The sequence below is a fragment of the Aeromicrobium sp. Leaf289 genome, assembly GCF_001423335.1.
Lineage (GTDB): Bacteria > Actinomycetota > Actinomycetes > Propionibacteriales > Nocardioidaceae > Aeromicrobium.
On record NZ_LMNK01000004.1, the window covers coordinates 53,108 to 67,469 of the forward strand.

At 71.8% G+C, this 14,362-nt stretch carries 17 protein-coding genes and 2 tRNA genes; 11 read left to right on the plus strand and 8 right to left on the minus strand.

The window, feature by feature from the left end:
• Position 1 precedes the first annotated feature (1 nt).
• Positions 2 to 856, plus strand: a complete 855-nt coding sequence (mutM, locus tag ASF37_RS12795) for a bifunctional DNA-formamidopyrimidine glycosylase/DNA-(apurinic or apyrimidinic site) lyase (protein WP_055965468.1) — start codon at positions 2 to 4, stop codon at positions 854 to 856.
• Positions 857 to 991: 135 nt separating this feature from the next.
• Here the strand turns inward: mutM and ASF37_RS12800 are convergent, their stop codons facing one another.
• Positions 992 to 1,747, minus strand: a complete 756-nt coding sequence (locus tag ASF37_RS12800) for a metallophosphoesterase (RefSeq protein ID WP_056581028.1) — start codon at positions 1,745 to 1,747, stop codon at positions 992 to 994.
• 62 nt (positions 1,748 to 1,809) lie between these two features.
• On the opposite strand from ASF37_RS12800, the gene ASF37_RS12805 reads away from it, so the two are divergent.
• The 4 genes from ASF37_RS12805 (at position 1,810) to ASF37_RS12815 (ending at position 5,724) form a co-directional block, all read left to right on the plus strand.
• Positions 1,810 to 3,039: a deoxyguanosinetriphosphate triphosphohydrolase gene (locus ASF37_RS12805; protein ID WP_055965474.1), complete on the plus strand. Its 1,230-nt coding sequence runs from the start codon at positions 1,810 to 1,812 to the stop codon at positions 3,037 to 3,039.
• A gap of 23 nt (positions 3,040 to 3,062) precedes the next feature.
• Positions 3,063 to 4,943 carry a DNA primase gene (dnaG, locus tag ASF37_RS12810; RefSeq protein WP_056581031.1) on the plus strand — a complete coding sequence of 627 codons (1,881 nt, stop codon included), beginning with the start codon at positions 3,063 to 3,065 and terminating at the stop codon, positions 4,941 to 4,943.
• 112 nt (positions 4,944 to 5,055) lie between these two features.
• The gene (locus ASF37_RS16950; RefSeq protein WP_082480703.1) at positions 5,056 to 5,661 is read left to right on the plus strand and encodes a sigma-70 family RNA polymerase sigma factor; all 606 of its coding nucleotides are present in this window, start codon (positions 5,056 to 5,058) and stop codon (positions 5,659 to 5,661) included.
• A tRNA-Asn gene (locus ASF37_RS12815) sits at positions 5,652 to 5,724 on the plus strand. Before ASF37_RS16950 ends, ASF37_RS12815 begins: the two co-directional genes overlap by 10 nt.
• A gap of 65 nt (positions 5,725 to 5,789) precedes the next feature.
• Here the strand turns inward: ASF37_RS12815 and ASF37_RS12820 are convergent.
• Positions 5,790 to 6,347 carry a hypothetical protein gene (locus tag ASF37_RS12820; protein ID WP_082506527.1) on the minus strand — a complete coding sequence of 186 codons (558 nt, stop codon included), beginning with the start codon at positions 6,345 to 6,347 and terminating at the stop codon, positions 5,790 to 5,792.
• A 37-nt stretch (positions 6,348 to 6,384) separates the two neighbouring features.
• On the minus strand, positions 6,385 to 7,134 hold the full coding sequence (locus tag ASF37_RS12825) for a PIG-L deacetylase family protein (RefSeq protein ID WP_055965481.1): 750 nt from the start codon (positions 7,132 to 7,134) through the stop codon (positions 6,385 to 6,387).
• 35 nt (positions 7,135 to 7,169) lie between these two features.
• On the opposite strand from ASF37_RS12825, the gene ASF37_RS12830 reads away from it, so the two are divergent.
• A complete protein-coding gene (locus ASF37_RS12830) occupies positions 7,170 to 7,388 on the plus strand; it encodes a DUF4287 domain-containing protein (RefSeq protein WP_056581033.1) in 219 nt (72 codons plus the stop codon).
• 101 nt (positions 7,389 to 7,489) lie between these two features.
• On the opposite strand, the gene ASF37_RS12835 is transcribed toward ASF37_RS12830, so the two are convergent.
• Positions 7,490 to 8,719 carry a heparan-alpha-glucosaminide N-acetyltransferase domain-containing protein gene (locus ASF37_RS12835; RefSeq protein ID WP_056581035.1) on the minus strand — a complete coding sequence of 410 codons (1,230 nt, stop codon included), beginning with the start codon at positions 8,717 to 8,719 and terminating at the stop codon, positions 7,490 to 7,492.
• 133 nt (positions 8,720 to 8,852) lie between these two features.
• On the opposite strand from ASF37_RS12835, the gene ASF37_RS12840 reads away from it, so the two are divergent.
• Both ASF37_RS12840 and ASF37_RS12845 read left to right on the plus strand, forming a co-directional pair.
• Positions 8,853 to 9,185, plus strand: coding sequence for a helix-turn-helix transcriptional regulator (locus ASF37_RS12840; RefSeq protein ID WP_056581038.1), 333 nt, complete (start codon positions 8,853 to 8,855; stop codon positions 9,183 to 9,185).
• A complete protein-coding gene (locus tag ASF37_RS12845; protein WP_056581040.1) occupies positions 9,182 to 9,883 on the plus strand; it encodes a cation transporter in 702 nt (233 codons plus the stop codon). Before ASF37_RS12840 ends, ASF37_RS12845 begins: the two co-directional genes overlap by 4 nt.
• Before the next feature lie 31 nt (positions 9,884 to 9,914).
• Here the strand turns inward: ASF37_RS12845 and ASF37_RS12850 are convergent.
• Positions 9,915 to 9,991 (minus strand) — tRNA-Ile (locus tag ASF37_RS12850).
• A gap of 36 nt (positions 9,992 to 10,027) precedes the next feature.
• On the opposite strand from ASF37_RS12850, the gene ASF37_RS12855 reads away from it, so the two are divergent.
• Positions 10,028 to 10,456: a hypothetical protein gene (locus ASF37_RS12855; RefSeq protein WP_055965518.1), complete on the plus strand. Its 429-nt coding sequence runs from the start codon at positions 10,028 to 10,030 to the stop codon at positions 10,454 to 10,456.
• A 6-nt stretch (positions 10,457 to 10,462) separates the two neighbouring features.
• Here ASF37_RS12855 and ASF37_RS12860 read toward each other — a convergent pair whose 3' ends face one another.
• Positions 10,463 to 10,768: a GNAT family N-acetyltransferase gene (locus ASF37_RS12860; protein WP_056581043.1), complete on the minus strand. Its 306-nt coding sequence runs from the start codon at positions 10,766 to 10,768 to the stop codon at positions 10,463 to 10,465.
• A 178-nt stretch (positions 10,769 to 10,946) separates the two neighbouring features.
• Between ASF37_RS12860 and ASF37_RS12865 the strand changes: the two genes are divergently transcribed.
• Positions 10,947 to 11,441, plus strand: a complete 495-nt coding sequence (locus ASF37_RS12865) for a DUF3145 domain-containing protein (protein ID WP_082481999.1) — start codon at positions 10,947 to 10,949, stop codon at positions 11,439 to 11,441.
• Between the two features lie 18 nt (positions 11,442 to 11,459).
• Here ASF37_RS12865 and ASF37_RS12870 read toward each other — a convergent pair whose 3' ends face one another.
• Positions 11,460 to 12,299: an acyl carrier protein gene (locus ASF37_RS12870; protein WP_056581046.1), complete on the minus strand. Its 840-nt coding sequence runs from the start codon at positions 12,297 to 12,299 to the stop codon at positions 11,460 to 11,462.
• A gap of 75 nt (positions 12,300 to 12,374) precedes the next feature.
• Between ASF37_RS12870 and ASF37_RS12875 the strand changes: the two genes are divergently transcribed.
• Positions 12,375 to 13,328 (plus strand): alpha/beta fold hydrolase, encoded by a 954-nt coding sequence (locus ASF37_RS12875; protein WP_056581050.1) that lies wholly within the window; start codon positions 12,375 to 12,377, stop codon positions 13,326 to 13,328.
• Here ASF37_RS12875 and ASF37_RS12880 read toward each other — a convergent pair.
• Positions 13,268 to 14,341, minus strand: a complete 1,074-nt coding sequence (locus ASF37_RS12880) for a phosphatase PAP2 family protein (RefSeq protein WP_055966427.1) — start codon at positions 14,339 to 14,341, stop codon at positions 13,268 to 13,270. The two genes, ASF37_RS12875 and ASF37_RS12880, sit on opposite strands and share 61 nt — an antisense overlap.
• Positions 14,342 to 14,362 lie beyond the last annotated feature (21 nt).

Sequence of the window (14,362 nt, forward strand, 5' to 3'; positions counted from 1 at the left end):
CGTGCCTGAGCTGCCCGAGGTCGAGGTCGTCCGGCGGGGCCTGGACACCCATGTCGTCGGCCGCACGGTCACGGCCGTCACGGTGCACGACGTGCGCTCGCTGAAGCGCCACCTGCCCGGCGCCGCCGACTTCGTCCCGCGGCTCGTCGGCCGGCGCGTCGCGTCGGCGCGGCGTCGGGGCAAGTACCTGTGGCTGGTGCTCGACGGCGACGAGGCGCTGTTGTGCCACCTCGGCATGAGCGGGCAGATGCTCATCAGCGACGCCGACGCCCCCGCGCCCAGGCACCTGCGCATCGTGCTGGACCTGGACGACGGTCGGCAGCTGAGGTTCGTCGACCAGCGGATCTTCGGCGGCATGATGCTCGCCGACGTGGACGACGAGCAGGTCCCGACGACCATCGGCCACATCGCCCGCGACCCGCTCGACCCCTCGTTCGACCCCGACCTGTTCGCCGCGCGCCTGCGCCGACGCCGCACGGGCGTCAAGAGGGCGCTGCTGGACCAGACGCTCGTGTCGGGGGTCGGCAACATCTACGCCGACGAGTCGTTGTGGCGCGTGCCGCTGCACTACGCACGCGCCACCGAGAACCTGAGGGTGCGCGAGGTCGAGTCGCTGCTGGGCCACGTCGTCGACGTGATGGGTGAGGCGCTCGAGCAGGGCGGCACCTCCTTCGACGCGCTGTACGTGAACGTGAACGGCCAGAGCGGCTACTTCGACCGCTCCCTCGCCGCCTACGGCCAGGAGGGCGAGCCCTGCCCGCGCTGCGGCACCCCCATCCGCCGCGACGCGTTCATGAACCGCAGCTCCTTCACCTGCCCCCGCTGCCAGCCCCGCCCCCGCAACGGCCGCTTCTGACCCGGTTCGCGCCTCCGGGGCTGGACCAGCGATTCCCATCAGCTGATGGGAATCACGAGCTCACCTCGGTCTTCTGCGACTCACCCCGGCGTGCCCGCAGAGGTGAGTGGGGGAGAATCAGGGTCAGTGCGGGCCTCAGCGTCCGTCGCGGGGGCCGAAGGTGGTGAGGGCCTCGACGTCGCCGGCTGGGCGGAGCAGCGTCTCCTCGGCCCAGGCCGCCACCCCCGACCAGCTCGATCCCGCGACGACGTCGCGCACCAGCTGGTCGTGGTCGAGGGCGGTCCGCCCGAACGTGACCTGCCCGCCCGACAGCACTGCCCAGCTCGCGCCGTCGTGCCCGTACGGGAGCCCGACGCTGCCGGGGTTCACGACCAGGCGACGGTCGACGAGCCGCAGGTACGGCATGTGGGTGTGGCCGCAGACGACCGTACGGACGTCGTCGGGCAGGTCGGCGAGCACCTCGGCCCACCGCTCGAGCCGGCTGTCGACGAGCACGACCTCCTGGTCGTCGCGGGGTGTGGCGTGGCAGAAGCGGACGGGACCAAACCCCTGGATCTCCAGCGTCACCTGCTCCGGCATCGCGTCGAGCAGCTCCTGGTGCGCCGCGGTCATCTGGCCGGCTCCCCACACGGAGAGGGGGTCGTCCGCGAGGCCGACGTCGATGCCGCGCGACATCTGCAGCAGCTCGCGGTCGGCATTGCCGCGCACCAGCAGGACCGCCGCACCGAGGCCCCGGAGCCGGTCGAGCACCTCGGCCGGCTGCGGCCCCCACGTGTGGTCGCCGGTGACGACGACGAGGTCGGCGTCGGCCACGCCCGGCTCGGCGAGCACGGCCTCCAGCGCGGGCAGCACGCCGTGGACGTCGGAGAGCACCGCGACCGTGGAGAGCACAACGACAGCCTGGCACGCCGTGCGCTGCCGCCGTGGCTGCACCACGCGGTAGCGTTCCCGCCGTGGAGAGTCCGTACGGCATCGAGTCGCGGGCGCGGGTCGTCGCGGAGCCGACGAAGCGGGCCGGACGCACCCCGTTCGAGCGCGACCGCGGACGCGTGGTGCACTCCGCGGCGCTGCGCAGGCTCTCGGCCAAGACCCAGGTGATGGGCGCCGGGTTCGACGACTTCGTCCGCAACCGGCTCACCCACACCCTCGAGGTCGCGCAGGTGGCGCGCGAGCTGGGCGCCACGCTCGGCTGCGACCCCGACGTCGTCGACTGCGCGGCCCTCTCGCACGACCTCGGGCACCCGCCGTTCGGTCACAACGGCGAGGTGGCCCTGGACCTGGCCGCTCGCGACGTCGGCGGGTTCGAGGGCAACGCCCAGACGCTGCGCATCCTCAGCCGGCTGGAGGCCAAGACGGTCGACGCCGACGGCCGGAGTGTGGGGCTGAACCTCACGCGCGCGACCCTGGCTGCCTGCGTGAAGTACCCGTGGGCGCGCGGCGACGCGCCGGACGGCGGCCCGAAGTTCGGCGTCTACGCCGACGACCGGCCGATCTTCGACTGGCTGCGGCTCGGTGCTCCGGAGGGTCGCCGTCCGGTCGAGGCGCAGGTGATGGACCTGGCCGACGACATCGCCTACTCCGTGCACGACGTGGAGGACGCCGTGGTGGGCGGGTGGTTCAGCCTGCTGCCCGGGCGTCTCGACCTGGCGAACGTCTACCACGTGGCGCGCGACTGGTACGACCCCGACGCCGACGACGACCGTCTCGGTGCGGCGCTCGAGAGGCTGCGCGCGATGCCGGAGTGGCCGCGCGAGGACTTCGACGGGAGTCGTGAGGCGCACGCGGTGCTGAAGAGCCTGACCAGCGGTCTGATCGGCCGGTTCGCGGTGTCCGCGGAGAGAGCGACGGTCGAGCGTTGGGGGCCGGGCCCGCTCACCCGCTACGGCGCCGACCTGGAGGTGCCGGCCGACACCCGCGACGAGATCGTCGTACTCAAGTCCATCGCGGCGCACTACGTGATGCGGTCGGACGACCGCGCTCGGCAGCTCACCGCCCAGCGCGAGGCGCTCGGCTCGCTCGTCGCGCTGCTGGTGGCCACGGGCGACGAGCACCTGGAGCCGGAGTTCCGCGCCGACCTCCTGCGTGCCGACGACGACGCGGCGCGCACCAGGGTCGTGATCGACCAGGTGGCCGGCCTGACCGACGTGTCGGCCCGGCTGTGGGCCGACCGGCTCCTCGGTTGACGGCCACGGCCTAGGATCGTCTCGTGGCGGGACTGATCAACGACGAGGACATCCAGCTCGTCCGTGAACGCGCCCGCATCGACGAGGTCGTCGAGCAGTACGTCACGCTGCGCCGCTCCGGCGGGGCCATGAAGGGCCTGTGCCCGTTCCACGACGAGAAGACCCCGTCGTTCCACGCCAACCCCGCGCGCGGCACCTTCCACTGCTTCGGCTGCGGCGAGGGCGGCGACGCGATCGCCTTCATCCAGAAGATCGAGGGCCTGAGCTTCGTCGAGTCGATGGAGCGGTTGGCGGCCAAGTACGGCATCCAGCTGCGCTACGAGGAGGGCGAGTCGCGCGGGCCTCGTCGCGACCCCCAGCAGCGTCAGCGGCTCCTCGAGGCCCACCGCCTGGCCGGCGAGTTCTACGCGCAGACCCTCGCCTCGGCCCCCGAGGCGTCGCCGGGGCGCCAGTTCGTGACCGACCGTGGCTTCGACCAGCGCGCGGCCGAGACGTTCGCGATGGGCTGGGCCCCGAGGTCGGGCACCGCCCTCATCGCCCACCTCAAGGGCAAGGGCTTCACCGACGACGAGCTGGTGACCGGTGGGCTGGCCCGGCGCTCCAGCCGCGGGCTGTTCGACGCCTTCCAGGGCCGGCTGCTGTGGCCCATCCGCGAGATGACGAGCGAGATCATCGGGTTCGGTGCCCGGCGGATGTTCGAGGACGACTTCATGCAGGGCAAGTACGTGAACACGTCCGAGTCGCCGATCTACAAGAAGAGCCAGGTGCTCTACGGGGTCGACCTCGCACGGCGCCAGATCTCCTCGGAGAGCCGGGCCGTGGTGGTCGAGGGCTACACCGACGTGATGGCCTGCCACGAGGCCGGTGTGCGCACCGCCGTGGCCACCTGTGGCACGGCGTTCGGCGAGGGTCACGCCAAGGTGCTGCGACGCATCCTGCTCGACGACGGTGCGATGCACGGGGAGGTCGTGTTCACCTTCGACGGCGACGAGGCCGGCCAGCGTGCCGCGATGAAGGCCTTCGAGGGCGACCAGCAGTTCGCCGCGCAGACCTACGTCGCGGTGGAGCCGCGGGGGATGGACCCGTGCGACCTGCGTCTGGCCGACGGCGACGCCGGCGTGCGGGCACTCGTCGACGCGCGCATCCCGCTGTACCGGTTCGTGCTCGACAACGTGCTCACCCGGTACGACCTCGACCGCGCCGACCAGCGCGTCGACGCCGTGCGCGAGGCCGTCGGCCTGGCCACGTCCATCCGCGACAAGAGCAAGGTCGAGGAGTTCCTGCGCGAGGTGGCCACGCGCGTCGGCGTCGACGTCGACCAGGTGCGCACGGAGCACCGTCGGTACAAGCCGGCGGTCAAGCCGGAGCGTCGGGTGCCGACGCAGCAGGCCGAGACGCCCGCGCCGGCCCCGCCGCCGCAGCCCTTCGTCAGCTTCGGGGCGCGCCAGTTCGCCGACGAGCGCGAGGCGCTGAAGGCCCTCGCGCAGCACCCTCACCTGGCTCGCGTCCCGGCCGAGAGCCTCGACGACGACGACTTCACGCACCCGGTGGCACAGGAGATCTGGCGCACCATGCAGAAGGTCGGCCTGCCGGAGCAGACCGACCCCACGTTCGTGCCGCGGGTCTCCGACGCGCTGGTCTCCGACGACCTGCGCCGGGTGCTGAGCCTGGCCGCCATGGAGCCGTTGAGCTCCACCGAGGGTTCCACGGCGCGCGTGGTGACCGCGGTCATGGCCCGGCTCCGTCTGCTCACGGTGGGGCGTCTGGTGGAGGACCTGCGGTCCAAGCTGCAGCGCACCGACCCGGCGGAGCAGCCGGACGAGTACCGCGAGGTGTTCAGCCAGCTGCTCGCTCGCCAGGGCGAGTTCCGCGAGCTGCGCGACAAGACCTTCGGCGGCGAGTAGCTCCAGCGGCTCGTCCCCAGCCGCGGGTCGGGTCGGGAGTGGTCCCGCACCGCCGTCCACAGTCGCTCTGAGCACCCTGGATCCCTTCGTCTCCGCGCAGCACGGTGGAGCCATGGACCTGGTACGTCGTCTCCTGCAGGAAGCGCCGCTGGCGCCGGGGGAGGAGCGACGGCTCGCGCTGGCGTCCCGCTCCGGCGACCTCCAGGCGCGCGAAGCGCTGGCGCGTGGCTCGTTGCGCCTGGCGGCGATGCGGGTGCGGGCCCTCGGATTCGGACCGGGCGAGATCGACGACGCCTTCCAGGTCGGCGCGATGGCCCTCCTGGCCGCCGTGGCCCGCTTCGACCCCGACCGCGGGGCCCGCCTTGCGACGTACGCCTGGCCATGGATCACCCGTGCGCTGCAGGAGCACCGCCGGGCCCGCCTCGAGGTGCCGCACGAGGTGGTGCCGGAGCCCGCGTCGGCCGCGTGTGGACCGGAGAGCCCGGCGGTCCTCGACGACCTCGCAGCCCTGACGACGCAGGAGCGCGACGTGCTCCTCCTGCGGTACGCGAGGGCTCCCGACGGGACCTGTCCGACGCCCTGGGCCGACGTGGCGCAGCACCTCGGCATGAGCGTCTCGACGGCACGACGCACGGGGGACCGGGCTGTGTCACGACTGCGCCAGGAGGTTGGTAGAGTATGCGATCGTGCTCCCCAAGTGGGAGCCATTCCCCCGTAGCTCAATTGGCAGAGCATTCGACTGTTAATCGAAGGGTTATTGGTTCGAGTCCAATCGGGGGAGCACGATGAGCCCGGCGTCCCACAGGACGGCGGGCTCTCTGCTTGTCAGGGCAGCGTGGTCGCGGTCTAGCGCCCCAGCAGGGCGTCGAGACCCACCGCGAAGGCGGCGGCCAGCCGCACGTCCACGCGCGGGTCCGGTACCGAGACCTCGTAGCGGTCACGCACCGACGCCGCGCGCTCGACCGACATCAGCGGTGATCCGGTGGCGTCGTCGACGACGTCGAAGTGGAAGCGCAGGAACGGCACGTCGGTGAAGCGCCGCAGCACGGCGACGAGCTGGCTGCGCTCCTGCCCGGTGCCCGTGAACCCGTCGCCCTCGAGGACGAACGTGGTGCGCAGGAGGCTCTGGCCGAAGAGCTTGCGGAACGAGCCGAGCGAGGCGCCCTCGGCATCGGCCACGTCGTAGCCGCCACCGAGGTCCATCACGTTGCGCGCGGTGAAGGAGAAGGCGGGCCGGGTGCGGGACTCGTCGGCGAAGAACGTCACCTTCTCCTTGAGGGCCATGCGCTTCTGCTCGGCGAAGCCGACGGGCGTGCCGTCGGAGGCGACCACCTCGTAGCGGTTGGTGGTCATCGCGAAGCGCTGCGCGACGGTGAACGAGGGCACGTGCTGCACGGAGGTCACGCTCGGAGCCTACGACGGCCCGTGGCGACGACGCGGGTCATTCGCCCCAGGTCATCGAGACGACCTCGAAGGCGGCGCCGTGGGTCACGCCCAGGCGTGAACCGGTGGGGCGCGACATGCCCTCGAGGAACTCGGCGGCGTCGAAGTGCTCCCAGCCCAACCCGTCGATGTAGGCACGGTGCGCCTCGAGCGAGGCGACGCCACGGTCGAACGTGGCGGTCGTGTCGACGCCGTGCCCGGCGACGGGGGAGCCCGCCACCCAGACCTGACGGACGTCGCCCCACGGCTCGAGCCCGTCGGTCAGCTGCTCGCGGTGGATCCACCGGTTCCCCGCGTCCTGCACGGCGTGGATGGTGGCCCGCCCGACGGCGATGTGGTCGGCCTGGTTGGGCGAGCTGCCGCCCCAGGTGTCGTGGTGGTTGCCGGTGACGACCACGTCGGGACGGTGTCGGCGCACCTGCTCGGCGATGGCGGCGCGCAGGGCGATCGTCGGCTCGACGACGCCGTCGGGGAAGCCGAGGAACTCCACGACGTCGACGCCGACCACGCGCGCGGACTCGATCTGCTCGGCCTCCCGCACCGTGCGGCACTCGTCCGGCGGGAGCGCGTCGATGCCGGCCTCGCCGCTGGTGACCATGCAGTAGACGACGGTCTTGCCCTGGTCCGTCCACCGGGCGACGGCGGCCGCGGCACCGAACTCGACGTCGTCGGGGTGGGCGACCACCACGAGAGCGCGCTCCCAGTCCTCGTCGAGCGGCGTGAGCGGTGCGGGAGCGTCGTCGACCATGGCCTCAGGCTACGTCCGAGGCCTACGCTCGGGCCATGGCTGAGCAGGAGTGGCCCACGAAGGGCCCCGCGTCGTACTTCCCGTCGATCGAGAGGACCTACGGGAAGTCGATCGACCACTGGATGGGTGTCATCAGCGCGCTGGGCGACGCGAAGCACATGGAGAAGGTGGCGGTGCTGAAGTCCGAGCACGGCCTCGGGCACGGCCACGCGAACGCGCTCGTGGCGTGGCACAAGGAGCACCACGCGTCCTAGGTGCCCGAGACGAGGACGGCCTCGCCGGGTGTTGGTGCACCACGGCGAGGCCTTGACCTGAAGTCCTCTAGATAGGGAGGAGCAACGGGCCCACAACGACTTTACCGCGACGCGTCGGCGTCTTCCGGCGCGGGAGTCGCGCCCGGTCCGGGCGGGAGGGCGCTCACCCCGGCGACGAGGCGTTCGAGGGGTCCGCGGCCGACGAGCGCCACCCAGCCGGTCGCGATCACGACCATCGCGAGCGACGTCCAGCCCCACAAGGTGTTGGTGGGGTCGTCGTAGCCGCCGAACGGGCCGCCGGCGAGGCCCACCGCCAGGAGCAGGTGCCCCGTGTACGCGGTCAGCGGCATCGAGCCCAGCGCTGCGAGCGGGAGCAGCAGCAGCCGCAGCGGTCGCGCGAGGAGCAGGCTGAGCCCGGTGACGGCCACGGCGAAGCCGCCGGACCCGACGATCTCGGGCGCCCCGCCCGTGTGAGGCTTGTACTGCATCGCCGTGCTCCACACGCGCTCGATCTCGTCGGACTCCCGCAGACGGGTCAGGTAGCCGGGCTCGTTCGTCGCGTTGCCGTCCTCGTCGGTGTAGTCCGGTCCGAAGAGGTAGGCGACGGGCTCGTCCCGGTCCGACCCGATGAGGTGGCCGGCCCCGTACCCGAACGCGGCGAGCACGATCCCGCCGAGCAGCAGCGCGGCGCCGGTGCGGACGTCGGTGAGCTGCAGCCGTCCGATCGCCATCCCGGCGAGGAGCATGGCAAGCCAGGCCGTGACGGGGTACAGCCCGAAGAGCGTCAGGTTGAGCCCTGGACCGTAGGCGTCGAGGCTCAGGGCGTGCAGCAGGGCCACCACGAAGGGGCCGAGGACGGCCAGTGACGCCGACACGATCCAGAGTCGTCGTGTGGTCCAGTGCAGCACGAGGGTGGAGAGGACGAACAGGATCCCGTACAGCGGGAGGATGACGGCCACGCCGGTGTTCAGGAGCTCGATCACCAAGCCGATCGCCAGCACCGCGAGGCCGCGGCGCACGAGGGTCACCTGCAGACGGTGGTCGTCCCGACGCACCCTGCCGCGGCTGATGAGCGTGATGGAGACGCCGGCGAGCATCGCGAACAGCAGCGACGAGCGACCGTCGACGAGGCCGTCCCAGGTCGATGGGTCCGACCAGGTGACGTCGTCGGGGGTGTCCCCGAGGTGGGCTCCGACCATCCCGAGCACGGCGAGTCCCCGCGCCACGTCGATCCCGAGGAGCCGCGGCGGGCGCCCGAACGCCCGCAGTCGCTGCACCGGACCCACACGCCGGCGTGACGTCGTGCTCTCGTCGACCACGGTCGTCGTCACCTCACTGCCTCGTCCCTGACACGCCTGGGCAGAGCATGCACCACCAAGGTGCGACGAAGGCGCAGGCACGACCGGGCCCGCAGCGTCGGGCCGGACCTTCTCATACGTCAGCAATCGCTGTACTGTTCAGCGCATGCTGACGCTCGAGAGCCAGGTCGACGTGATGGCGCGGCTCGGTCGCGCCCTGGCCGATCCGACCCGTGGCCGCATCCTCCTCGCGCTGGCTGAGAGTCCTCGGTACCCGGCCGCCCTCGCCGGCGACCTCGGCCTCACGAGCTCCAACGTCTCCAACCATCTCGCGTGCCTTCGTGGGTGCGGCCTCGTCGTCGCCACGCCGCAGGGTCGCCACATGCGCTACGAGCTCGCCGACGTGCGTCTGCGCGACGTGCTGGCGCTGGTCTTCGAGCTCGAGCTCGTCGTCGAGTGCGCCGACGACTGCACGCCTGACGCAGGACCTGCCGCGTGAGCGTCTCCGTCGATCTCCTCGCGCCGGGGCGGCGAGCCGTCCTCGTCCGGAGGGTGCAGGTTCTCGTCGCGTGCACCATCGCCTACAACGTGGTCGAGGCCGTCGTCGCGCTGGTGTCCGGAGCCGCCGCCTCCTCGATCGCCCTCGTCGGCTTCGGCCTCGACTCCGTCGTGGAGGTGGCCTCGGCGGTCGCCGTCGCCTGGCAGTTCTCGGCGAGGACGGACGCCTCGCGCGAGGCACGGGAGCGTCGGGCGCTGCGGGTCATCGCCATCTCGTTCTTCGCCCTGGCGACCTTGGTCACGGTCGGTGCCGTGAGCGCTCTCCTCGGCGCCTCGGAGCCGCAGCACTCCACCGCGGGGATCATGATCGCCGCGCTCAGCCTCGCCATCATGCCCGCGCTCTCCTGGGCCCAGCGGCGCGCCGGCCGTGAGCTCGGCTCGGTCACGGCGGTGGCGGACTCCCGACAGACGCTCCTGTGCACCTACCTCTCCGGCGTGCTCCTGGTCGGACTGGTGTTCAACAGCGTCTGGGGGCTCGGGTGGGCAGACTCCGTCGCAGCCCTGGTGATCGCGGCCGTTGCCGTGAAGGAGGGGCGCGAGGCGTGGCGGGGCGAGACCTGCTGCGGGCCGGCGGCGTCGCTGGACGCGACGTCGAGCGAGAGCTGTTCGGACGGGTGCTGCGCACCACCGCCGGGATGAGACCCGCGACGCACGTGTGGGTCGCGATGCGTGGTGGGGCGGGTGGGGCTCGAACCCACGACCCAAGGATTATGAGTCCTCTGCTCTGACCGGCTGAGCTACCGCCCCGGGACGCACAGCCTAGCGAGACGGCACACTGGGGCCATGACCGACGCCGTGATCGCCGACCTCGACGGAACGCTGGTCGACGTGTCCTCGATCCGCCACCTGGTGGAGGGGGAGGAGCGCGACTTCCATGCCTTCCACGCGGCGTCCAAGGACTGCCCGCCGAGGCCCGAGGTGGTCGACGCCGTGCGTGCCGCGCACGCGGCGGGTCGTGCCGTCCTGGTGGTCACGTCGCGCGAGTTCATCTGGCGCGACCTCACCCTCGACTGGCTGGCTCAGCACGACGTCCCGTACGACCAGCTCGTCATGCGCATCGTCGGTGACTACCGGCCCGACCACGTGGTGAAGGCCGAGATGCTCGACACCCTCGAGGCCGACGGCTTCGCGGTGCTCGAGGCGTGGGAGGACAGCGACGACATCGTCGAGCTGTGGCGCTCGCGCGGCGTCGCGGTCCACGTCGTGGACTGAGCCGGCCTACAGGCCGAACGTCGGTCGCTCGTCGACGGGCACGAGGTCGAGGTGCTCGGGGTGGTCGCGGATCACCTTGGGCACGAACGGGCAGTAGGGGAGCACCTGGCCGCCCCGCTCGGAGATCTGCGCCAGTGCCCCCACGATCAGCTGGGAGCCGATGCCGCGACCTTCGAACGCCGGCAGCACGCGTGTGTGGGGAAGGGCGTAGACGTCGCCGTCGACGCGGTAGTCGACCCAGCCCGCGAGATCACCGTCGACGGTGATCTCGAAGCGTGACGACGACGGGTTGTCCAGCACCTCGGTGGTCATGGAGCCATCGTCACACGACTCGCCTCTCTCGGCGCGCGACGCTCCAGACCGGCGGAAACCCGTACCAGTGGTGCGCGAGGGGCTCATGGGGCTAGCATGGTCACGACGCGGAACGATGACGCGTGGCTCCGTGAGGTCGCTGGGGAAGGCGGATCTCGAGCTAGGAGGCACGATGAGCATCCCCACCCGTGGAGTTCTGTATGTCCACTCCGCGCCCTCGGCCCTGTGCCCACACGTCGAGTGGGCCGCTGCCGGCGTGCTCGGCGGCTCCGTCGACCTCGACTGGCAGCCGCAGCCCGCAGAGGCGGGGACCTACCGCGCCGAGCTGTCCTGGCAGGCCCCGGCCGGCTCGGCTGCCTCCATCGCCTCGGCGATGCGCGGCTGGGACCGCCTGCGCTTCGAGGTCACCGAGGAGCCGACCGCCTCGAGCGAGGGCGCGCGCTTCTCGTGCACGCCGGGCCTCGGCATCTTCCACGCGATGACCGGCCTGCACGGCGACGTGCTCATCCCCGAGGACCGCATCAAGGCGTTCCGGGTCAAGGCCGCGCTGGGCGAGATCACGATGGACGAGGCCCTCGACGGCCTGCTGGGCGTCAAGTGGGACGCCGAGCTCGAGCCGTTCCGCCACGCGGGCGAGGGTGCTCCCGTGCGCTGGCTCCACCAGGTGGTCTGAGCCGCTCGCGACGCCAGGTCAGCCGATCGTCACCTTGGCGGACGGCGACTCGGTGTCGCTGCCCTCGTGCACGACGCGGAACTCGCGCTCGCCGGTGCGCGACGTGTAGATCTTCGTCTCGAAGCGGCCTCCGTCGCGGGTCTGCACCGAGACCGGGAAGTCGTCCCAGCTGCCGCCGGGGTCGCGCACCTGCACCTGGAGCACCTCGCCGTCGTCGAGCGAGGGGAAGCGGCCGGAGATGGCGAAGCGCTGACCGGGTGCCACGCGATCGCTCTCGACGGAGAACGTCGGCTTCTCCTCCTGGTCGTCGGTGGTGGCCGTGGGAGTGGGGGTGGGCGTGGGCGTGGCCGACGGGGTCGCGCTGGGCGTGGGCGAGGTGATGGGGGGCAGGTCCACGCCACCGAGGCCGGTGGCCCGCACCACGGTGGCTCCGGCGAAGCCGAGCGCGCCACCGATGGCCAGACCTGCGACCACGAACCAGAGTGCGAGGCGCCAGAAGGCGTCGGTGCGTCCGCGGCCGCCCTCGTCGTCCGTGCGCGGCTTCTCCCGCGCGGGTGGGCGTCCCTCGGAGGCGAGCGAGACCGGCGCCGTGGGTGTGCGGCGCCCCCGTGCCGTGCCGGGCCGGTGGTCGACCACGGCGGCGACGGCGTCGGCCACGGTCACGAGCCCGTCGACCGTCTCGTCGGCGAGATGGAGCCCGAAGCGACGTCCGAGCTCGTCGGCGACCTCGACGGCGGCGAGCGAGTCGACCCCGAGGTCGTCGAGCCGAGCGTCGTCGGTGACCTGCTCAGGAGTGCAGTCGACGACGCTGACGAGGATGTCGGTCAGCTGTGCGCGGACCTCGGCGGGGGTGGGCACGCCCCGAGTCTAACGAGGCGCACGTCATGGTCCGATGCGGCGCGGCCGAACCCGCGCACCTCCTACGATGGCCGGATGGACCGGGGAGACGAGCTGCAGTTCGTGGTCGTGCACGGCTACCGGCGCGCCTACCGGCGTCGCGGCTCCGGACCCGCCCTCCTGCTGCTCCACGGCCTGGGGTGCGAGTCGTCCACGTGGGAGCCGGTGATCGACGCCCTCGCCGAGCACTACACGGTCATCGCCCCCGACCTGCTCGGGCACGGCGAGTCCGACAAGCCCGACGCCGACTACTCGCTCGGCGGGTACGCGAACGGGATGCGCGACCTGCTCACCATCCTCGGCATCGAGAAGGTCACCGTCGTCGGCCACAGCTTCGGTGGTGGCGTGGCCATGCAGTTCGCCTACCAGTACCCGGACCGCACCGAGCGGATCGCGCTCGTCTCCTCCGGCGGACTGGGTCGGGAGGTCTCCCCGCTCATCCGATTCCTGACCCTGCCGGGCAGCGGCACCGCGCTCTCGGTGGCCACCTTCCGACCGTGGCGGCGTGCCGTCGCCGCCGGCATGCGTGGGCTGTCGCGCACCGGTCTGGCGCCTCTGCGCGACCTCGGCGACGTCGCCGCGATCTACGAGTCGTTCGCCGATCCTCGCGCCCGCCAGGCGGTGCAGCGCGTCACCAGCCACGTGCTGGACTGGCGCGGCCAGTACGTCACGATGACCGACCGCACCTACCTCGCGCGGATCGTCCCGGTGCTCGTCGTCTGGGGCGCCGACGACCACGTCATCCCGGCCGCGCACGCCGACATCGCCCGCCAGCAGGCGTGGTCGGACGTGCACGTGCTCCCGCACTCCGGACACTTCCCGCACCGCGACCACCCGGGGGAGTTCGCCCGCCTGCTGCACGAGTTCGTCCGCGACACCGAGCCGGCCGCCTACCGGCGCGGCACGTGGCGCTCGATGCTGCGCCAGGGTCAGCCGGCGGTGGAGCCCGAGGCGTCCGACGGTCCGGGTGCGGTCACCGTGGCCGGCTGATCGGCCACCTCGGCCAGACGTCGCCTTCGCCGTCGTCCGCGGTTGCCCGACGCCCAGGCGCCGAGGGACACCGACGCCCAGCCGATGGCGATGCCGGCGACGTCGTCAGCGAGGTAGTGCCAACCGAAGTAGATGGTCGCCAGCACGGTGACCACGAAGAACGCCCACGTGATCACGCGGATGGCGAGCTTCTGCCCCGTCCGCTGCATGAACAGCGCGGCCGTGAAGGTGACCGACACGTGCAGCGACGCGAACCCCGCGACGCCGTGGATCTTCTCGCTGGCCCAGGGGTCGGTGAGGACGTCGACCCGGTTGCGGAACAGAGATCGTTGCAGCTCGGTCACGTCGGTGGCGGCGAGGTCCCAGTACATCGACGGCTGCGCGAACGCCGGGCCGAGCGTCGGCAGCGCGTAGTAGCTGATCACGCCGAGGATCCAGTTGAGGCACAGCGCCGTCGCGTACCAGGCACCGATCGAGAAGTCGCGGTTCAGCACGAGGAACGCACCGAGGGTGATCGGGATCAGCGGCAGGTAGGCGATGTAGGCGAACGACAGCACGTGGGCCATCACGTCGGTGCCCAGGAGGTCGTGCAGGACGGTCGCGGGGTTGTGGCCGAACATCAGCCAGTGGTCGAGCTCGAGCAGCTGGCGGTCGAACAGCACGCCCTCGCGGTACGTGGGCAGGTAGCTCTTGAGGTTGCGGTAGCTGACGTAGCTCGCGTAGAAGGAGATCAGGCCGGTCGCGATGTAGCCGACCCGCTTGAGCGTCCACTCCTCACGGACGACCTCGCGCGCCCCCTGCGGGATCTGCTTCCAGCCCCGACGTCGCACGGCGGCCGGCACGATGCCGGCCGCGAAGAACAGCAGGGCCAGGGCGGGCAGGCGCACGTAGGCGGGGCCGAGGAAGCCCTCGGGGTCCTTCATCGGAAGGCCGAGGTACCACGACGAGAACACCGCGGCGCCCGTCACGGCCACGGACAGAGCGACCGCGAACGTGTAGGGCCACTTGAGCATGCCGAACATCCTAGGGTGCCC